This is a genomic window from Pseudomonas sp. P4_C4 (genome assembly GCF_056402055.1).
The window spans coordinates 1-18748 of record NZ_JBFUID010000089.1; the positions used below are offsets into that span (position 1 = coordinate 1).

Sequence of the window (18748 nt, forward strand, 5' to 3'; positions counted from 1 at the left end):
CCTCGGTACGCAGAATCTGATGAAAGCGCTGGCGGCCTGAAAAGCCTTCTGTTTTGCCCGATGGACGAGCTGAGAAGCGTTACTGGTGGCATTAAAAGCGGGCTGGAGCTACGAAGAGCGCTTTAGGTGTAGTTAGCCAGCCAAACATCGTCGGCGCTAGTGTCGACGATGTTTGAACCAGTTTTTACACACTCTGGGCCATCCGCGACCAGCTGCAAACGACACGTCGCAGATGTTCAGCCAGACGAAATCAAACCAGTCCCTTTCTCACGAAATACTCGCTCTGCAATTCACAGCTTGTAGCCAATCTGCCGCAACAGGTTCTTGCGCCACTGGATGTCTTCATCGCCTTCAATGTCATTGGCACAGAAGCCATCCACTACGCCCAGGATTGCTCGCCCTTGTTGCGTCTCAGCGAGAATCACTTCGGTTGGATTGGCGGTTGCACAAAAAACACGGCATACCTCTGGAACCATTTTGATGGTGTTTAACACGTTCAGCGGATAGAAGCCGTCGCCCAGGAAAATGATGAAGCTATGGCCTGCGGCGATGGCTTTCGCATTCTTCTGTGCAAGTTCAATCATTGAGGTATCGGTGCCAGACCATCGCACCAGGCACTTGCCAGAGGCTTCACAAAAGGCCACGCCAAACTGGATACCTGGCACGGCATTAACCAGCGCTTCGTGGATGTCCTCGACGGACTTGATGAAGTGCGTCTGACCCAAAATGAAATTCGTCACATCCGGTTTATCGATTTTCCACGTGATGAGTTGCATCTCAAACGCCTCCTTTCACGATGTTGCTACCAGAGTCTGTCAATAAACCAAGCATAGCTACTCGTTGGTTATCGCTCCGTCCTCTGAAGGAACCCGAGGAGACCCTGACTGGGCCACGCTGGCTCTCAGCGCTCTGGCTACCTGGGTCTGGATCTCGTAGGCAGGCGTTTCGACGGCTGAGTAATCACGGGTATAGCGAGTGGCAAACTCGCTGACGCCCCATTGCTGGTACTGCTGCACGTGCTTCAGTTCGTGCGCCCACAGCGCGACATTGTTCAGTGCATCATCGGGACTGCGAAAAACGATGATGTCGACAAGGGTGACTGCATTTACATCGGGATTCTGCAGTATGGTGTTTGCGGCGTTCAGTTGCGCATCGTCGCCAACCTTGTAGCGAGCCGAATCGAGCACTCGAATGTCATAGTAGGGTTCGAGCTGGGCCCGGATATTCAGCGGGACTGTCTGGATATCACCCGTTGCCAGGGTATTGCGCGATTGCACGATCCAGCTCTGTAAACCGGCGGCCGCCATCTGGTTCATGTTATCGAAGATCTCCCCAACGTCCCCTTTGGAGCCTGGAGCACAAAAACAGGCGACCACGCAAACCTGGTACTGTCCTTGCGGGCAGGCAAAAGCAGAGGACGAAGTAGCAATGCAGAAAAGCGGTATCGCCAAGCGGACAAGTTGACGCATAAAGGCAGGTGACAATTGGTTCTCCCAGAGGCAATGGCGGTCGGCAGGCGATCATTCGGGCAGCTTGCGCACGTGTTGGACCGCTTTGGGTACCGTTCGATTCCCTGGGGTCCACATATTATTCAGGCCATTGCCCATATCGTTCTGGAGCTTGCATGAAAGTTGGCGTGATTTCCGATACCCACGGCTTGCTCCGTCCCGAAGCGCTTGCCGCCCTGGCGGGGTGCGAGCAGATCATTCATGCCGGCGACATCGGTAGCCCGGAAATTCTTGACCGACTGGCGTCTATCGCTGCGCTGCACGTCGTGCGCGGGAACAATGATCAAAACCAGGCATGGGCAGGAAATCTCCCTGATTTTCTGCGATTGGACCTCAACGGTTGGCAGACGCTGTTGGTGCATGACATTGCCGATGTTCCGGTCGATCTGGACCCAGGCATAAAGCTGGTGATCACCGGCCACTCCCACAAGCCACGCATGGAATGGCGTGGAGAGCGATTGTTTGTCAATCCAGGCAGCGCGGGGCGACGACGCTTCAAGCTGCCTGTCACGCTGACGCTGCTCGAGGTAACGGCGACTTCGATTGAGCCTCGGTTGCTTGACCTGTTGGAGCAGCCCCCCGATTGATTGAACCCTCGACGATTTGAAACGGCAGTATTAGAAAATACAAAAGAGAATATGTATTAAATGCTGGTGATACGTCCTCAGAGTTGTTTCAGGAAACCCAGTAGCAGCTCATTGACCTCTGTCGCGCGCTCTCGCTGTATCCAGTGGCCGGCACCTTCGAGGATATGACACCCGCGCAGTTCCGGCAGTGTCTGCGCGAAGGCTTCGATCTGCCGTGGGGAACCCGGAAACTTCAGCACGTCGTCGCGGCTCCCGGCAATGAACATCGACGGCTGCCGGATAATGCAATCGCGCCAGGGTGCCAGCAGTGCCCATGAGCGCGTCATGTTGCGGTACCAGTTCAAGCCGCCGCGAAATCCGCTGCGGGTGAATTCGCCGGTGTAGTAGGCGATATCCTCGAGGCTTAGCCAGGCTGGCAGGGTTTCGGGCTCGATCATCCCCCCCAGCAAGCCTTGTCCCGGCTGCAACCGGCCAAACACCGGCCAATCGGGCCCGTCACCCGAGCCACTGAAGTAGATGCGCCGGATCGACGACTCGACATCTCTTTCCAGCTCGGCCTCGGCCACACCCGGCGTCTGGAAGTACTGGATATAAAAGTCGCTGATACCCAGCGAGGCAAGCGCGCTCAGGAGCTCCACGCGACCCGGTGGCGAGAAGGGAACGCTCATGCCGACCACTGCGCGGAACAGATCGGGTCGCATCATTGCTGCGCTCCATGCCACCAGCGCGCCCCAGTCATGACCGACGATCACGGCTTGTTGTTCGCCGAGTGCGTGGACCAACTCCACCATGTCGCCTACCAGGTGGAGTGTGGTGTAGGCGTCGGGTTCGGCCGGCGCATCGGTGCCGCCATAGCCACGCATGTCGGGCGCGACCGCTCTATAGCCGGCGGCCGCCAGCGCAGCAAGCTGATTGCGCCAGGAGTACCACAGCTCCGGGAAGCCGTGGCATAGCAAGACCAACGGGCCGCAACCTTGCGTTGCTACCCGCATGCGGATGCCATTGATGTCGAGCATTTCGAGGTGTGGCTCGTTCATGTGCGCTTCCTGCCATTCAAGCGATGGACTCCAGCAACCGCGGCAGATTCGCCTGAGCCTTCTGCCTGTTGACAGAGAGCCGATACAGTTGTGCCACTTTCCCGGTGTCGGTTTCTTGCAGTCCCCTGAGCACCGCAGTCAGAAAGAATAAGCGCGACTGCCTGATCCAGCGCGACAGGCCTTCATGCTCTCCCCAGCGTAGTTGGTTACCCAGGTAGACCGCCCACATTCTGATCCAGTCCGTGGGGACGTGAGGCGGGGGGACCATCGTGCAAAGCGCGTTCATTTGCGCTCGATCGGTCAGGTGGCTTTCCACATAAGCGATCAAGGCCGCGCTGAACACGGGTTGGCAACTGCTTACCATCAACAGGTTAATCTTGCCGCCGTCGAACACCTTCATTTCAGGCAGTGACGGGATGGCACTGGCGCTGCAATCAATGTGCAGAGTACCTGGGCTCGTGGCGATGCTGCCCCGGTCGAGCACGATGCGCGTTGGCTCGATAGCTCGCACCCTGCCCAGGCGCACAATGTTGCCGATGCGTCGAAGCTCGCGTAATTCCGCCTGTGTGACGGTGGCGCAGCGGTAAGCAGTGGGTTCGACGGACTTGTCCAGGCGCAGGAGTTGGCCCGCGGCCTCAAGTCTTGCGAACAGGTCCGGGATCGAGTCTGCGGCTGCGATGGCCTCGAATTGCGCCATGAGGCCGCCGATTGTTCGTTCGAAGCTGTCGGGGCCGGGTTGCAGGTTGGCCCGGTCGATCAACCACGGATCGTTCGGCATGATCCAGCAGATTTTTGCGGGTGCAACACCGTTTTGCAGACACCACAGGCAAGCGTCGATCCCGGTCTTGCCCGATCCGACCACTACGTAGCCAGAGTGAGGGTGCCGGATCTTCGGCAGGTCGTTCAGTGGCACGCATTGCACGCCGGGGTCCACCCGGTACCTGGGCGGGTGGGTCGAGGGAACTGCGGTCTGGGCATGGGTGGCGTCTACCACCTTTTTGTGCACCTGGACCTGGTGGTTTACGCCGCTGACCAGCGAGGTAAACCGGTGGTCGTCAATGCGGTCGCCGGTGTAGTTGCACATGGGGAAGTAACGGACTTGACCTGATGGCAGAAACTGCTGATTCATCACCTGGTCGAAGTAGCTCGCCACCTCGGCGCCGGAGGCTAGCTCATATAGGCCCTCGTTGAGTTCCGCCCGGTCTTTCGTTCCGCTGCCCAATTCCCGTGAGTTGACGCCATAGAAGGCCGAGGGCTGGTGCAATCGGACGAACGGGTAGGCATCATTCCAGTGCCCGCCAGGTCGGTCGTGTCGATCCACCATTATGATGCGTGCATTCGTTTCCTTGAGTAGCGTATCGACGAAAGCCATGGCCGTCGCGCCAGCACCGATGATCAGGTAGTCGGTTTCGATCAGATTTGCGTCCATATGCTTTCGCCTTTCTGAAGGTTCCACCCTCAACCCCAGAAGATTAGCTACCTGTACCGAGCCCGATAGAACGAATGCTCCTCACCACATAACCGATGGAATTAATGGTTGCAGCCTGAGTTACGACTCACCAGTCGATGCAATATCTGACTCTCTGGCGTATGCACGTGGTGGCTCCACACTCGCGCACTCAAACGCCAGTTCGGCACCTCCCAAGGCACTTGGCGCAGACAATCAGCATGAGAAAGTCCGGTGCCGAGAATCACGTAGCCGTTAATCAAGCAGCTGATCGATCAACACCGCATTGGTATAGATCAAGCTGTCATCGCTCGCACGGTGCCCGACCAGGTGAAACTGACCGCGGTCGTGTTGCAAATAGACACGCATTTGACAGTCGGACAAGGGGGCGTATCCCTCAGGCATGATCAAATCCATCGAGTCCATATCGACATCGACCATGGCTTCAGTCTCGTGGGTCTTCTGCAAGCGCTCTTCGGCATCTTCCAGACGGCGATGCAGAGGTCCGTCGACGTAGAAATGGACTTCCCCCATCGGGGTGGACTTTGGGGCGCCGCTGGTTTTGCACCAGCCTTCAATCGTCAGGGCACTCATGAGGAAACCTCCCATGTGGATTGCTGGACTCTGTAGCTATCGTTCCTGCTCAATGCCATCACTTATGTTTGATGACTGCACAAGGGCAGGGTTCATCCTTTGGGGCCGCTTCCGGTCGATCTCTGCCGTCCGTCATCAGAAAATGAGTATAGCTGGCAACCGAACCTCCTTTACCCACCTCACGGTACAAGCCGATGGCTCTATACTCCTTACTGACTTTACCGCCCGGACGGGTGGTATTTGTCTGCCCTGCCTGGACGTAAGTGGCGATGCTTTTGCATAACCAATGAACAACAGGAATAGGATGAAGAGGAAATGGCAATAGCAATTGTCTTGATACTAATCGTTATTGCATCAGTGCTATTCCACATACTAGCGCCTTGGCAGGCGACACCGGCAGCTTCCAACTGGGGCTCCATAGACACCACCCTGTTCATCACCCTGATCATTTGCGGGGTGTTTTTCATCGCCATCACGATATTTATGGCGGTAGCGGTGATGCGCTATCGTCACAAGGAGGGTGCCAGGGCGGCCTACCAGCCAGAAAATAAAAAGCTGGAATTATGGTTGATTATCGTTACCTCGGTAGGTATTGCCGGGATGTTGGCGCCAGGTCTGGTTGTTTACAACGACTTCGTCCGGGTGCCGAAAAATGCTTACGAACTTGAAGTGGTCGCCCAGCAGTGGCAGTGGGCCTTTCGTTTTCCCGGTCAAGACGCAAAGCTGGGCAGATCGGATATCAGGTTTATTGATTCCGCCAATCCCCTGGGCCTTGATCCCAAGGATCCTGCAGGGCAGGACGATGTGCTTGTAATCAATAATGAAGTTCGTCTTCCGCTCGATCGGCCGGTGAAAGTTTTACTGCGCGCTAAAGATGTTCTGCACGATTTCTATGTACCGCAAATTCGCAGCAAGATGGACATGGTGCCAGGGATGGTGTCGTACTTTTGGTTTACGCCGACTAAAACCGGAAAATATGACGTCCTTTGCGCTGAATATTGTGGCGTGGGTCATTACAACATGCGCGGCCATATGATCGTGGAAGAGCAGGGCGTCTTCGATCAATGGCTGAAAGGCCAGCCGACTTTTGCGCAGACATTGACGACAGCTGCCAAACCCGGTCGAGACAGCGTGCTGGAAAAAGGCCGCCAGTTGGTCGAACAACTCGGCTGCAAGGCCTGCCATAGCCAGGATGGCGGTGTCAGTCTCGGACCGGGATGGAAGGGGTTGTACGGCCGCACTGAACAGCTTGCCGATGGCACCAGTGTGCAGGTCGACGAGGCCTACCTGAAAGAGTCGATTCTCGATCCGAAGGCCCGACTGGTACAGGGCTACCCGCCGGTCATGGTGGCCTATACTCTCAAAGACGATGAGCTGGGTGCTGTCATCGCCCTGATCAAATCACTAGGTGCTGCGGGGCAAGTCGATGAACCTTCTACCGGCGAAGCGTCGAGCTCGGGTGAAGACCTGGTGGCGCAGGGACAGCGACTGGCCGGGTCGCTCGGCTGTCTGGCCTGCCACAGTGTCGATGGCAACAAGGGCGTCGGCCCCAGCTGGCTGGGCCTGTACGGCAAGACGGAAACCCTTGCCGACGATTCGAGCGTAAAGGTCGATGAGAGCTATATCAGAGATTCGGTTCTTCATCCCAATGCCAAAATCGTCAAGGGCTATGCAGCCGTCATGCCGGTATTGGCTCCGAGTGACGAGGAGCTGAATGCACTGATCGCTTTCATCAAATCCAAAGCGAATGCTGACGCTGATGCGAACAAGGCGGAGCCAGGGAAGTAGCCGTGAAACAGCCAGGAATACACTGAAACTTCGGCAGGAGGATGACGTGATGGCCTATGCGGAGCAAGCCGAAACAGAAGCACTGCACGAGCCCAAAAGTTTCCTGACCAAATACATCTGGAGTCAGGACCACAAGGTCATAGCCATTCAATATTCGTTGACGGCCATCTTCGTGGGGCTTATCGCTCTGGTGTTGTCCGGCTTGATGCGCATGCAGATAGGCTTCCCCGGTAGTTTAGCGTTCATGGATGCCAGTACTTATTATCAGGCGATGACCATGCACGGCATGATCATGGTCATTTACTTGCTGACGGCCTTGTTTCTAGGCGGCTTCGGCAACTATCTGATCCCGCTGATGGTGGGCGCCCGCGACATGGTCTTCCCCTACGTCAACATGCTCAGCTACTGGTTTTACCTGGTGGCGGTACTGGTGTTGCTCAGCAGTTTTTTTGTCCCTGGCGGCCCCACAGGTTCCGGCTGGACGCTCTATCCGCCACAGTCCATTTCCCAGGGGACACCGGGGGTCGAGTGGGGCATTGTCCTGATGCTCGTCTCACTGGCGATTTTCATTGTCGCGGCCACCATGGGCGGGTTGAACTACGTCACCACGGTGTTGCAGGCGCGCACGCACGGCATGACATTGTTTCGCATGCCACTCTCGGTATGGGGCATCTTCATGGCCTCGATCATGGCCTTGCTGGCCTTCCCGGCGTTGTTTGTCAGTGCGGTCATGATGCTGTTCGACAAGCTGTTGGGCACCAGCTTCTTCATGCCGGCGATGGTCTCGCTGGGGCAGCACCTCGATCACCAGGGTGGCAGCCCGATACTGTTCCAGCACCTGTTCTGGTTCTTCGGCCACCCGGAGGTCTACATCGTTGCTCTCCCTGCGTTTGGCCTGGTCTCCGACTTGATCAGCACCCATGCACGTAAAAACATCTTCGGCTACCGAATGATGGTGTGGGCCATTATTGCGATTGGCGTACTCAGCTTTGTGGTCTGGGCGCACCATATGTATGTCAGCGGAATGAACCCGTACTTCGGCTTTTTCTTCGCCGTCACCACTTTGATCATCGCGGTGCCGACTGCGCTGAAAGTCTACAACTGGGTGCTGACCCTGTGGCAGGGCGACATCCATCTGACCGTGCCGATGCTGTTTGCCCTGGCCTTTATCGTCACCTTCCTGGTCGGCGGTCTGACCGGGTTGTTTCTCGGCAATGTGATCGTGGATATTCCGCTCTCGGACACCTATTTCGTCGTAGCCCATTTTCATATGGTCATGGGGGTTGCACCGGTCCTGGTGGTGTTCGGCGGCATTTATCACTGGTTCCCGAAAATCACCGGGCGGATGTGGAACGACACCCTGGGCAAGCTGCATTTCTGGATTACCTTTCTGGGCACCTACGCCATCTTCTTCCCCATGCACTACCTGGGTTTCCAGGGCATGCCACGTCGCTACTACGCCTATGAAAACTACGCGTTCATCCCGCAGTCCGCTCAAGACTTGAATGCCTTCATTACGGTAGTCGCATTGACTGTCGGCGTTTCCCAGTTGCTGTTCCTGTTCAACCTGACCTGGAGTGCGTTCAAGGGCAAACCCGCAGGCAGTAATCCCTGGGGCGCGGCCAGTCTGGAATGGCAAACGCCGAACACCCCGCCGATACACGGTAACTGGGGAGAGAAGCTGCCGGTCGTGCATCGCTGGGCCTATGACTACAGTGTGCCGGGGATAGAGCAGGATTTCGTGCCGCAAACAGTCTCGGCCGAGGAGTTGGAGCAAATGCGGCAACTCAGTGCCGGAACCAGGACAGCGGACGTTAAAACATGAACAGACTGCTATTGAGAAACGCCGATGGCGCAGACCCCGGCGGCAGTTGGAATCGCGACCCTGAGGGTATTCAGGCCGCCGAGGGTGCCGATAGAAGGCAAACCGCAAGGGTAGGCCTGCGCTTGTTTCTGGTGGTGGTGAGTTCGTTATTCTTCCTCTTCCTGATCGCCTTTGTCGCCCGTTCACAAATGGCCGACTGGCTACCCCTGACAGAGCCTTTGGCGCCGTTAGGCAATCTCCGACCGCTCTGGCTGAATTCGGCTTTTCTGGTATTGAGTTGCATCGCACTGCAGTGCTCGCGTATGGCCGCCCGAAAGGCTCTGCCGGGCGCAGCTGTCATTGGTTTTGCATTGGGGGGAGTCTTTGCCATTGCCTTTCTGGCGGGGCAACTCTGGGTCTGGCAGCAGTTTGTCGCCTGGGGCTACTTTGTCGCCAGCAATCCGGCCAACAGTTTCTTCTACCTGTTGACCGGCCTGCATGGGCTCCACCTGCTGGGCGGGCTGATCGCCTGGTGTTGGATCGTCGCTAAATTTCTGCGTCATGTGCCACTGGCACAACTCAGCGCCAGCGTAGAGCTCTGTGCCATCTATTGGCATTACTTGCTGGGCCTTTGGTTCGTGCTATTCGCGCTGCTGGCCAGCACCCCGCAAACCTATGAAGCCATCGCCAGATTCTGCGGCCTGAGGTGAACAGCCATGGCATTGCACCCGCAAGTCGAAGCCCAAGCCCAAGCCGAGATCAGTTCATCCAATCCACCAGGTTCGCCACCTGCGCCGGGATGGCAGGGCATCGCCAACGATTGGTCCTCGGATAAAGAGGCCTTCAAGCAGGTCCCCTGGGGCAAGGCGATGATGTGGATATTCCTGCTCAGCGATACTTTTATATTCACCTGTTTTCTGACCGGCTACATGTCGGTACGCATGACTATCACCACCGCCTGGCCGAACCCCAGTGAAGTGTTCGCGTTGACGATCGGCGGTAGGGAAATCCCGCTTATTCTGATCGCCATCATGACCTTTGTGCTGATCAGTAGCAGCGGCACCATGGCCATGGCCGTGAATTTCGCCTATCGCCGTGATCGTGCGAAAACCACGGCCCTGATGCTGGCGACCGCTGCCTTGGGGGTGACTTTCGTCGGCATGCAGGCAYTTGAATGGACCAAGCTCATCGCAGAAGGGGTGCGTCCCTGGGGGAACCCCATGGGGGCGGCGCAATTTGGTGCCAGTTTTTTCATGATTACCGGTTTTCACGGACTGCATGTGTCAATCGGCGCCATCTACCTCAGCATTGTGGCGCTGAAAGTTTTGCGGGGAGATTATGAGCGCTCCGGAAACTATCAGAACGTCGAGATAGCTGGGCTTTACTGGCACTTCGTGGATTTGGTGTGGGTGTTTATTTTTGCTTTCTTCTATTTGTGGTAGAGGAGTGCGGGTGATGGCACATGCTCAGGGTCAGCAACATCCAATCAGTTTGTACCTTAAAATCTGGGGGTTGTTATTCGTCCTCAGCACGCTGTCGTACCTTGTCGACTATTTCCACTTCCATGGCTACCTTCGGTGGACGCTGATTATCACTTTCATGTTGTTGAAGGCAGGTTTAATTGTCTCCATCTTCATGCATATGGCATGGGAGCGGTTGGCCATGGTCTACGCCATATTGGTGCCACCTTTGTGTTTACTGGTGCTCGTCGGACTCATGGCCACCGAGGCAGACTATGTTTTCCTCAGCCGGGTCATTTCCTTTGGCCAATAAGCAGCTTTCGGATGGCCTTGAGTCTCCAGGCGTTAACCCGATATCACTCGCTTGAACTGATGCCATTTGTGCTGCCAGGCCACTGTCCAGTGCGGGGCTGCCGTTCCCGTGCCGGCGATCTGCAGCATTGGATGATGTTTGATTACCTGGTCCAATAGCGATTCTTGATCCGGCTCAACATCCACGAAGAAGATATGTTTGCCTTCGTTTACCACCTGCTTGAAATTGCGGAAGTGAGTGTTCGGTACCTGGAACCCAAAAAAGCCGCCTTCCCAGATGCAGAAGCCCAAAATAACAATGGCAAGGAAGATAACTGGCATCCAGCCTGCGGCGGATTCTGTCCAGCCCATCCAATAGGCGACACCCAGGACCAGTGCTGCGAGGGGCACACCGATCACCGCACCAATCTCACCAGAGTGAACAGCATCTTGCTCCATTAACGAGTTAACCTCGTGGAGGTGATGTTGTTCGACATCAGCAACTTTTTCACTGAGCACATGAATTTGTTCGGAATTGATGCCACTGGCTTCCAATTCATTTTCAACGGTTTCGAGATCGTTGAGATTGTCACTGATGTAATAGTGTCGATTCATGCCACACCTCCCAACTCGTGTTTGCTGTAGACCTCCTTTGTCCGGCAGCTGTTAACCAGGATTTACAGTCGGTACCTGTACCGTGGGGAACGTTGCATACTTCATGCAATCTGAAAAAAAGTATAGCACTCGCCAGCATGCGGACCGGTCGCTAATTGATCTGCACAATGACCGGACCTTCCGTTACGATCGGCGGGTTCGCGTGGATACTCGAGGTGTTTTTCTGAATCCAGTCACGCGCTACTTTCAAGCTCGCATCACTGCCGGCCTTGTCTATGCAAACAGTGATCGACGTACCACCGTCACCCGTATTCAGCAATGTGTAGCTTACGAGGCCAGGCACTGTCCGCAAGGTAGCTTCGATGTCGTCTTTGCGCTTTTCCAGAAGCTCGAAAAGTTGCTTTGCTCCCGTACCCAGGTAGGTTCTTATCACCGCGTACATAGTCGTCTCCTTTGGGAGTACCGTCTTGATGCCCATCCAGATCCGTTGATGGCCGCAATCACACAAGTTTCAACTCGCCCTGATTTATTAAGCTTAGCCAAACGCCGGCGACAACCGAAATGCAACGACCACCGGCCCATCGCAAACATCAAACCCGGCGCTAACTGAACCTTGAACATTGACGCAATTGCGCCGGGCTCACGCCAAGGCGTTGCTTGAAGGTGGTCGCCATGTGTGCCTGGGAGTTGAAACCGCAGGCGTAGGCGATCTCCGTCAGCGTGGCAGTCGAATCGCGCATCAGGGCTCGGGCCCTGGCGAGGCGTCGGTCGATCAGGTAACCGTGCGGGCTTTTGCCTGTGGAGTTTTTGAAGGCCCGCATGAAATAGCCTTCGGACAATCCAAGCAGCCCCGCCATCGCCGGTACGCTCAACGGGCCATCGAGGCCAGCATCAATGAACTCATCGAGCAAGCGCATCCGGTAACCGGTTATCGAGCCATGGGCCGGTGACAGCACTGCTTCGCTACTCGTCGCCCGCGCAGACAATGCCAGTGCCCAGGCCTCCCAATCGTCCTCCACGCAAGCGTGCAACAGCGCGGCGCGCATTCGCCGTGCGAGGGCAGTGGCCTGCCGGTCGATGCGATTGTTGAAGGCACGATCCCCGACCAACGCAATACCGTCGGTGCGCATCACCCGCAGGTATTCACCGCCCGTGGGTGATTCGGACAACACGTCACACCCGACGGGAACGAACGCCAGGCCGTTGGGCACGGCATCGAAAGGGCGTATTCGGTCACTGCCGATAGCGTGCAGGCCTCGCTGGCTGTCGAAGGCAAAGCCGATTCCCGCCTGGGTCGCCACATAGCGGGTCGCGTAGGCACAGCCGGGGAGCAATTCGATCGCCCAGGGGCCGGCCTCGATACGGCGGACCGGTTCGGACAGGAGTGGTGGCGTCATGCGGTTTCGATAGCTCATGAACACCATAGTAGTGAAGAGGGGGGACAAAAGTCAGGTCAGTTTTCTGAAAGCCAGCGTACTGCGTCCGTGTCCAGACTGGGCAAAATCTCAGGGGGATCAATCATGCACAGACTGACTCGCGGCGATATCGAACAGGCCGCACGCAACGTTTACCAGGTCATGCCGGCCACCGCCCAATACCCTTGGCCGTTGCTGGCTCGGCGGTTGGGTTGCACGGTGTGGGTCAAGCACGAAAATCACACGCCTACCGGTGCTTTCAAAGTGCGCGGCGGTATTACCTTCATGCACTGGCTCAAACGCGAGCACCCAGACGCGAAAGGCATTGTCARCGCTACCCGCGGCAACCATGGCCAGAGCCTCGCGCTGGCAGCTGGCGCACTGGGTTTGCGGGCGTTGATCGTAGTGCCGCAAGGTAACTCGGTAGAAAAGAACGACGCCATGCGCGGCTTTGGCGCTGAAGTGGTCGAATACGGGCGCGATTTCGATGAGGCCCGCGAAGAGGCTGCACGCCTTGCGCACGTGCATGACCTGTTCCTGGTCCCGCCGTTTCACACCGAGCTGGTCAAAGGCGTCGCCACTTATGCGCTGGAGCTGTTCAATGCGGCGCCGGACCTGGATACCGTATATGTACCGATTGGCTGTGGCTCGGGGATTTGCGGGGTGATCGCCGCCCGCGATGCGCTGGGACTGAGCACCCGGGTGGTGGGCGTGGTTTCCACGCAAGCGGCCGCCGCACAGTTGTCGTTTGACACTGGGGTCCTATGCGAAACCGCCTCGGCAACCACCTTTGCCGACGGTCTGGCCGTACGCAAGCCAGTGCCTGAGGCCTTTGCCGTCTACGCGCAAGGTGCGGAGCGGATCGTAGCGGTCAGTGACGCGCAGATTGCCGAGGCCATGCGCGTGTATTACACCGATACCCATAACCTCGCTGAAGGGGCCGGTGCGGCGGCGCTGGCAGCGCTCATTTCGGAGCGTGAAGCCATGTCGGGAAGAAGGGTGGGTGTGATTCTATCCGGCGGCAACGTCGACAGATCGGTGTATGCGCAAGTGATTGCGTGAAGGGGCAATGACCGTGGTCACATAAATTTGAAATGCACGGCGTTGCTCGACACAATCGCGCCCCGATCCGGCCAAAAGGCGCCGGACGTTTGTGGTGAAAAGGGGCCGCAGGTGAACGAACAGACATTGTCCATGCGCCTGGAGCGCGTGGCGGCGCATGTGCCAGCCGGCGCGCGCCTGGCCGATATCGGCTCGGATCACGGCTACCTGCCGGTGGCGCTGATGCGCCGTGGCGCCATCGCGGCGGCGGTGGCCGGCGAGGTGGCGTTGACGCCGTTCCGCTCGGCCGAACGCACCGTGCGCGAGAACGGCCTGGACCCGCAGATCACCGTGCGCCTGGCCAACGGCCTGGCGGCAATCGAGCCGGGAGACGGGATCACGGCGATCAGCATCTGCGGTATGGGCGGCGAAACGATYCGCGACATCCTCGACAGCGGCAAGACGTACCTGAGCGGTCAGGAGCGCCTGATCCTGCAACCCAACGGCGGCGAACAGCCACTGCGCCAATGGCTGATGGACAATGGCTACCGCATCCTCTGCGAGGAAGTGCTGCGGGAAAGTCGTTTCGACTATGAAATCATCGTCGCCGAGCGCGCCGGGCCGGTGATGTACACCGCCCAAGAGCTGTACTTCGGCCCATTGCAGATGCAGGCCCGCAGTCCGGCGTTCCTGCTCAAGTGGCAGCGCAAGTTGCGCCAGAAGCAGAAGACCCTGACCCACTTTGCCCGGGTGCAACAGGCCGTGCCCGAGGAAAGGGTGCAGGACATCGCGCGTCAGGCCCAGTGGATCACCCAGTTACTGGCCTGAGGAAGCGTGGGGGCAGGCGATGTGCATACAGCGCGATGGCGGCTTTTTTTCGGAATAAAACCGGAAACGATTCAGCTCCTTGGCTACGCCGGTTTCAGCCAAGGAGACAGGTACTCCCCGGTGTTGGATTTGGTACCGTTTGTCGAGCATCCTGCTCAAAAAGTGAACGATTTTGATAGGCTTCGCTCTGATGTTCCGGCAGACGGGATCCTTTGAGAGGTCGCGCTGCACTCACTAATAAAAAGGACGTATACCTCATCTGCATTGAATGGAATGCACATGGGGATTTTTTTTACCTGAGACCTGGAGTGATAGTATGCCGTCATCACTGACTCGCTGGGCGAGTCGCTCCCTCTTGTAATACCTAATTATTAAGTTGCTTCAATCATTGCGAACTTGATCTTGCAGGTGCGAATAAATAATTCGCATGCCTGGGGCATGGTCAATTTGCACTGCGGCTATAAGTGGAGATGTCATCTTGGATATTAATACAATGATCGGCCTGATCGGCCAGAAAGAATCCATGGAGTTTTTGCGTTTAGGTGTTGTTTACGTTCACCTGTTGGCTTGCTGCGTGGCGATTGGCCTGGTGTTTGCCAGCGATGCCGCAATGGTCAAGGATTTATGGAAAGGTCGTGTGTCGTCGGGGCACGATAATGAACATATGGCCAGTCTTCAGACGTCTGTTTCCAATGCGTTGATATTCTTGTGGATCACCGGAGCCGCGGTAATAGGCATTGATTATCTGGATAAAGGCATGAACTATTTTGCCAATCCAAAACTGCAAGCCAAAGTCATCATTGTATTGTTGCTGACGTTCAACGGCATGTTGTTGCACCGCTTTGTATTGCCGGCAATGCTCAAGGCCGGGTCGCTGCTTGATCTCAAGGTCAGTGTACGAATGTTTGCCCTGTTCTCTGGCGCACTGTCGGGCGTGTCCTGGCTGTATGCCGCCATGCTCGGTGTCGGTCGACCACTGGCCTGGAAATATTCGCTCACCGAGTTGCTGATGGCCTATCCGGTGTTGATCGTGCTCGGCTTTGCGATGATGGTGGCGCTGACTCAGTGGGCGCGCAAGCGCAACGAAGCAACGCCAGCTCAGGAGACTTCGTGGCTGTTTGCGGGTATTCCTGCGCTGCGCTGAGCTGACGAAAACCCAGGTAAAGACGGGTAAAACCGTTTGACCCTTTGAAACATCAGACCCCCTCCTGGCGAGGGGGTTTTTGTGCGTGTGGGAAACAGGAGGTCAAAGATAACCGGCTCGATTGGCCGGTTTTTTTTCGAGTGAAAGACATCCATTTCATTTCAGCGCCAACGACTTGATCGTCATGCGTGAAAGCGATCCGAAGCGCGTAACCAGAGGCCCCGTAGGGCCGGACGGTGAGAAGCCCATCATCGTTTCGACAAGGGGGGAGGGTAACTACCGCTCATCGCCAAGGCACAAAATAGGCTTTGACATCATTGGGGCTTTGGTTGAGTATTCATCTATCGCATGCGATCTAATCGAACGAGACAGGATGTAGCAACAACCCTTGCCGTTTGGAGACTCAGCCATGAACACCGGAAGCCGCCGCACAATGTTTATCTCGACCGCCCACGCTTCCCATGGCCAAAACGGCAACAACTGGATCATTGCACACGCCAATTGATGAACGTTGCTTTTTAAGCGCCATAAATATCGCATGCGATATAATCGCACGAAACATTAAATCCTGAGGAAGGCCCCATGAGCAAGATCGATAAAGTGCTGGCAACCGGCAAAACCCACACCACTCATAACAGCGCAGGCAACACCTCGCGCGGCCATAACGGCAACCTCGATATCGTGCTGTCGTCCCCTGGCAGCGACACACCGGCACACGTGCTCACCGCCGTCCAGCCGCACCCGAAAGCCGAGCAACTGTTCGCCGGAGCGTGGTCGGCTTGCTACATCGCAGCGGTGGGGCTGGCCGCCCTACAGATGAAGGTGACGCTGCCGACCGACACGGCCGTCGACATTGAAGTCGATCTGGGCCAGACCGGCGCGGCTTACTTCCTCCAGGCTCGACTGACTTTGCGTGTGCCGGGGCTGGATCATGGGGTGGCGACCGAGTTGGCCCACAACGCCGATGCAATCTGCCCGTATTCCAAGGCCACACGCGGCAACATTGATGTCGACATCAATGTCTTGACGGCATAACCCACGCCACGGCCGGCTCACCGGGGATCTCCCGGTGAGCCGGCCTTCAGTGTTTATGCGCACTTCCGATACCATCGCGTACGATGTAAAGTTTCAGTCTCGCCAGACTGACCCAAGAGTACGTCCATGAAAAACACCGACAAGACATCCGCCCTGGATCTCAAACTCTCCGATTTCCTGTGTTTTGCGGTCTATTCAACCAATCTGGCCTTCGGCAAGGCCTACAAGCCGATGCTCGAGCGGCTTGGCCTGACTTATACGCAATACATCACCCTGGTTGCGCTGTGGGAGGAAGACAACCAGACCGTTGGCAGCCTCGGCGAAAAGCTGTTTCTTGAATCCAATACCCTCACGCCGATCCTGAAGAAGCTGGAAGCGATGGGTTATCTGCTGCGCCAGCGCGACCCGGAAGACGAACGCCAGGTGCGGATCAGTCTCACCAGAGAGGGGCGAAAACTGCGCGAAGGCCTCACCGAAGATGGCTTCCCGCAAACCGGTCTTGACCCCGACGACTTCGTGCAAATGCAGAAGGCCATAGTGAAGTTACGGGGCAGTCTCATCCGGTCGACGAAAGACAGGGAGTAAGTCGTAGCGAGTCTAGTGAGTGGCCCCGGATTTGTGAGATGCACCAAATAACGGATCAGATCTGAGCGGCTCATTAAACCCGGGGGGCAATTGGGCTATCGGATGTTGTGCGGCGGTTGCACGGCAGGGCTGGCCCTCTGGTCTTGATACCCCCCGATTTCGGAGCGAGCCCCCCCACTAATGGGCGCGATTCCCCGGCAGAATTCGCACCTCCATTAGCTCAAGAATTTCAAGTTCTGAGCAATGTTTGCCGGGCTCTCAGGTCGGCCGATATGTTTTGTTACATCGATGGCAAGGTAATTGCTGAGTGAGCGTATCCCGACCGTGAAAGGTGCAGAGTCGGGATACTGTGGAGCTGTAAGTACCCCATTGAGTGATTGCACGTAACTAATACCCCTGGCTACTCAATAGAAGTGCTGCAGTCCTCCTCTGCAACCGTCCAGGGGAAATGCTTATGAGCCACTCCAGATACACGTGTGCGCGGGTAGCGCTGCTCGGATTGTGCTTTTTAGCCTGCCTGCTGACGGTAACGCTGATGGCGGCAGACGAACCTCAGGGCAATGACAATCAAAGTAACGAGAAGTGGCTGGAGCCGGCACGCTCCAAGCTCATGCATGTGACTGGCGCGATGCCGTTCTTTCCGCACCGGGCCAATACCCCCGGCAACCTGGTGTTGAATGTGAAGGACTTCGACAATGCCCAGGTATGTGGCGCTTGCCATACAGAGATCTACAAGCAGTGGCGCTCGTCGATGATGTCCCAGGCCTGGGATGAACCCATCTATCGGGCCTTGCTCAAGCGTGCGAGTTCGGCCACCGAGGGGAAGGTCGATAACTTCTGCACCGGCTGCCATACCCCGATCGGTCTCACGACCGGGCAGATCAATTCGCAAGTCAACCGCTCCTCGATTGAAGACAGCGCGAAGAATCATCCGATGCCAGGGGTCGATTGCGAGACCTGCCACAACATCAGTGCCCGCACGGGCCTCGATAACGGCGCCTATGTTCTGAGCCCTCGGGCACACGGTAAACCGACCAAGTTCGGCCCGCGCAAAGATGCCGTTTCGCCGTATCACGACACCGTATATTCCGCTCTGCACACACGCTCGGACTTTTGCGGCACCTGCCACAACGTCACGCATCCCTTCAGCAGCGTGGCGGTCGAGCGCACCTATGACGAATGGCAGGAGAGCACCTACAGCCTTAACGATGTCACCTGCCAGAGCTGCCATATGCCGGGTTTTGCGGGCAAGGCCGCGATCATGGGGCCAGACCGCGAAGAGGTCGCCTCGCATTGGTTCAGCGGAGCCAACGCCATGATGCTCAAGCATCTCGGTCAGGAAGAGGGCTCGCAACGCGCTCGCGACATGCTCGCGCGCGCAGCGGAAATAACCTTCCAGCAACCGCCGGCAGCCATCATTCCCGGGCAATACACCTCGGTAGCGGTCAAAGTTTCCAACGTCGGCGCCGGGCACAAGCTGCCGACCGGTTTTCCAGAGGGACGGGAGATGTGGATCGATTTCCGGGTGCTCGATGCCAGTGGTCGCGAGCTCTATCGACTGGGCTCGAT

The 18748-nt window shown here is 56.9% G+C and carries 20 protein-coding genes and 1 pseudogene; 13 read left to right on the top strand and 8 right to left on the bottom strand.

The genetic code is table 11. From position 1 onward, the window contains the following. Positions 1-290: 290 nt before the first annotated feature. Both AC1DXW_RS28925 and AC1DXW_RS28930 read right to left on the bottom strand, forming a co-directional pair. Positions 291-776: an adenosine-specific kinase gene (locus AC1DXW_RS28925; protein ID WP_477760780.1), complete on the bottom strand. Its 486-nt coding sequence runs from the start codon at positions 774-776 to the stop codon at positions 291-293. A gap of 57 nt (positions 777-833) precedes the next feature. Then, positions 834-1316 carry an eCIS core domain-containing protein gene (locus AC1DXW_RS28930; protein WP_477760781.1) on the bottom strand — a complete coding sequence of 161 codons (483 nt, stop codon included), beginning with the start codon at positions 1314-1316 and terminating at the stop codon, positions 834-836. Between the two features lie 308 nt (positions 1317-1624). Between AC1DXW_RS28930 and AC1DXW_RS28935 the strand changes: the two genes are divergently transcribed. After that, the gene (locus AC1DXW_RS28935) at positions 1625-2095 is read left to right on the top strand and encodes a metallophosphoesterase family protein (RefSeq protein ID WP_477756398.1); all 471 of its coding nucleotides are present in this window, start codon (positions 1625-1627) and stop codon (positions 2093-2095) included. Positions 2096-2172: 77 nt separating this feature from the next. Here the strand turns inward: AC1DXW_RS28935 and AC1DXW_RS28940 are convergent, their stop codons facing one another. After that, a complete protein-coding gene (locus AC1DXW_RS28940) occupies positions 2173-3132 on the bottom strand; it encodes an alpha/beta fold hydrolase (RefSeq protein WP_477756399.1) in 960 nt (319 codons plus the stop codon). A 16-nt stretch (positions 3133-3148) separates the two neighbouring features. Further along, positions 3149-4561: an NAD(P)-binding protein gene (locus tag AC1DXW_RS28945; RefSeq protein ID WP_477756400.1), complete on the bottom strand. Its 1413-nt coding sequence runs from the start codon at positions 4559-4561 to the stop codon at positions 3149-3151. 137 nt (positions 4562-4698) lie between these two features. Here AC1DXW_RS28945 and AC1DXW_RS28950 point away from each other — a divergent pair. Beyond that, positions 4699-4804: pseudogene (locus AC1DXW_RS28950) on the top strand (AraC family transcriptional regulator); the annotation flags it as partial. Positions 4805-4834: 30 nt separating this feature from the next. Here the strand turns inward: AC1DXW_RS28950 and AC1DXW_RS28955 are convergent. Further along, entirely contained in the window at positions 4835-5173 is a 339-nt protein-coding gene (locus tag AC1DXW_RS28955) for a hypothetical protein (protein WP_477760782.1), read from the bottom strand. Between the two features lie 315 nt (positions 5174-5488). Between AC1DXW_RS28955 and AC1DXW_RS28960 the strand changes: the two genes are divergently transcribed. From AC1DXW_RS28960 to AC1DXW_RS28980, 5 genes are read left to right on the top strand one after another with little or no spacing between them, the layout of a single operon-like run. Further along, positions 5489-6961, top strand: a complete 1473-nt coding sequence (locus tag AC1DXW_RS28960; RefSeq protein WP_477754584.1) for a c-type cytochrome — start codon at positions 5489-5491, stop codon at positions 6959-6961. A 49-nt stretch (positions 6962-7010) separates the two neighbouring features. Further along, entirely contained in the window at positions 7011-8786 is a 1776-nt protein-coding gene (gene ctaD / locus AC1DXW_RS28965; protein ID WP_477754588.1) for a cytochrome c oxidase subunit I, read from the top strand. After that, positions 8783-9475, top strand: a complete 693-nt coding sequence (locus AC1DXW_RS28970) for a cytochrome c oxidase subunit 3 (protein WP_477754583.1) — start codon at positions 8783-8785, stop codon at positions 9473-9475. Before ctaD ends, AC1DXW_RS28970 begins: the two co-directional genes overlap by 4 nt. Positions 9476-9481: 6 nt before the next feature. Then, positions 9482-10207, top strand: a complete 726-nt coding sequence (locus tag AC1DXW_RS28975) for a heme-copper oxidase subunit III family protein (protein ID WP_477760783.1) — start codon at positions 9482-9484, stop codon at positions 10205-10207. A 13-nt stretch (positions 10208-10220) separates the two neighbouring features. After that, complete coding sequence (locus tag AC1DXW_RS28980) at positions 10221-10538, top strand: cytochrome C oxidase subunit IV family protein (RefSeq protein ID WP_477754581.1); 318 nt, start codon at positions 10221-10223, stop codon at positions 10536-10538. A 32-nt stretch (positions 10539-10570) separates the two neighbouring features. Here the strand turns inward: AC1DXW_RS28980 and AC1DXW_RS28985 are convergent, their stop codons facing one another. The 3 genes from AC1DXW_RS28985 to AC1DXW_RS28995 all read right to left on the bottom strand — a co-directional run bounded on the left by AC1DXW_RS28985 (position 10571) and on the right by AC1DXW_RS28995 (position 12555). Next, positions 10571-11131: a magnesium transporter gene (locus AC1DXW_RS28985; RefSeq protein ID WP_477754580.1), complete on the bottom strand. Its 561-nt coding sequence runs from the start codon at positions 11129-11131 to the stop codon at positions 10571-10573. A gap of 151 nt (positions 11132-11282) precedes the next feature. Further along, a complete protein-coding gene (locus AC1DXW_RS28990) occupies positions 11283-11573 on the bottom strand; it encodes a hypothetical protein (protein WP_477754579.1) in 291 nt (96 codons plus the stop codon). 160 nt (positions 11574-11733) lie between these two features. After that, positions 11734-12555 carry a helix-turn-helix transcriptional regulator gene (locus tag AC1DXW_RS28995; protein ID WP_477754587.1) on the bottom strand — a complete coding sequence of 274 codons (822 nt, stop codon included), beginning with the start codon at positions 12553-12555 and terminating at the stop codon, positions 11734-11736. 96 nt (positions 12556-12651) lie between these two features. Here AC1DXW_RS28995 and AC1DXW_RS29000 point away from each other — a divergent pair, with 96 nt between their 5' ends. The 6 genes from AC1DXW_RS29000 to AC1DXW_RS29025 form a co-directional block, all read left to right on the top strand. Continuing rightward, the gene (locus tag AC1DXW_RS29000; RefSeq protein ID WP_477760784.1) at positions 12652-13608 is read left to right on the top strand and encodes a threonine dehydratase; all 957 of its coding nucleotides are present in this window, start codon (positions 12652-12654) and stop codon (positions 13606-13608) included. 111 nt (positions 13609-13719) lie between these two features. Further along, on the top strand, positions 13720-14415 hold the full coding sequence (locus tag AC1DXW_RS29005; protein WP_477754577.1) for a tRNA (adenine(22)-N(1))-methyltransferase: 696 nt from the start codon (positions 13720-13722) through the stop codon (positions 14413-14415). A gap of 493 nt (positions 14416-14908) precedes the next feature. After that, positions 14909-15559 (top strand): hypothetical protein, encoded by a 651-nt coding sequence (locus AC1DXW_RS29010; RefSeq protein ID WP_477754576.1) that lies wholly within the window; start codon positions 14909-14911, stop codon positions 15557-15559. 582 nt (positions 15560-16141) lie between these two features. Continuing rightward, complete coding sequence (locus AC1DXW_RS29015) at positions 16142-16594, top strand: Ohr family peroxiredoxin (RefSeq protein ID WP_477754575.1); 453 nt, start codon at positions 16142-16144, stop codon at positions 16592-16594. A gap of 126 nt (positions 16595-16720) precedes the next feature. Beyond that, on the top strand, positions 16721-17179 hold the full coding sequence (locus tag AC1DXW_RS29020) for a MarR family winged helix-turn-helix transcriptional regulator (RefSeq protein ID WP_477754574.1): 459 nt from the start codon (positions 16721-16723) through the stop codon (positions 17177-17179). A 454-nt stretch (positions 17180-17633) separates the two neighbouring features. Next, on the top strand, positions 17634-18748 hold a 1115-nt coding region (locus AC1DXW_RS29025), incomplete at its 3' end, for a multiheme c-type cytochrome (RefSeq protein WP_477760785.1).

Coding starts and splice junctions, on each gene's coding strand:
- AC1DXW_RS28925 (WP_477760780.1), bottom strand. CDS start 776: ATGCAACTCATCACGTGGAAAATCGATAAACCGGATGTGACGAATTTC.
- AC1DXW_RS28930 (WP_477760781.1), bottom strand. CDS start 1,316: ATGAACCAGATGGCGGCCGCCGGTTTACAGAGCTGGATCGTGCAATCG.
- AC1DXW_RS28935 (WP_477756398.1), top strand. CDS start 1,625: ATGAAAGTTGGCGTGATTTCCGATACCCACGGCTTGCTCCGTCCCGAA.
- AC1DXW_RS28940 (WP_477756399.1), bottom strand. CDS start 3,132: ATGAACGAGCCACACCTCGAAATGCTCGACATCAATGGCATCCGCATG.
- AC1DXW_RS28945 (WP_477756400.1), bottom strand. CDS start 4,561: ATGGACGCAAATCTGATCGAAACCGACTACCTGATCATCGGTGCTGGC.
- AC1DXW_RS28955 (WP_477760782.1), bottom strand. CDS start 5,173: ATGAGTGCCCTGACGATTGAAGGCTGGTGCAAAACCAGCGGCGCCCCA.
- AC1DXW_RS28960 (WP_477754584.1), top strand. CDS start 5,489: ATGGCAATAGCAATTGTCTTGATACTAATCGTTATTGCATCAGTGCTA.
- ctaD (WP_477754588.1), top strand. CDS start 7,011: ATGGCCTATGCGGAGCAAGCCGAAACAGAAGCACTGCACGAGCCCAAA.
- AC1DXW_RS28970 (WP_477754583.1), top strand. CDS start 8,783: ATGAACAGACTGCTATTGAGAAACGCCGATGGCGCAGACCCCGGCGGC.
- AC1DXW_RS28980 (WP_477754581.1), top strand. CDS start 10,221: ATGGCACATGCTCAGGGTCAGCAACATCCAATCAGTTTGTACCTTAAA.
- AC1DXW_RS28985 (WP_477754580.1), bottom strand. CDS start 11,131: ATGAATCGACACTATTACATCAGTGACAATCTCAACGATCTCGAAACC.
- AC1DXW_RS28990 (WP_477754579.1), bottom strand. CDS start 11,573: ATGTACGCGGTGATAAGAACCTACCTGGGTACGGGAGCAAAGCAACTT.
- AC1DXW_RS28995 (WP_477754587.1), bottom strand. CDS start 12,555: ATGGTGTTCATGAGCTATCGAAACCGCATGACGCCACCACTCCTGTCC.
- AC1DXW_RS29010 (WP_477754576.1), top strand. CDS start 14,909: ATGATCGGCCTGATCGGCCAGAAAGAATCCATGGAGTTTTTGCGTTTA.
- AC1DXW_RS29015 (WP_477754575.1), top strand. CDS start 16,142: ATGAGCAAGATCGATAAAGTGCTGGCAACCGGCAAAACCCACACCACT.
- AC1DXW_RS29020 (WP_477754574.1), top strand. CDS start 16,721: ATGAAAAACACCGACAAGACATCCGCCCTGGATCTCAAACTCTCCGAT.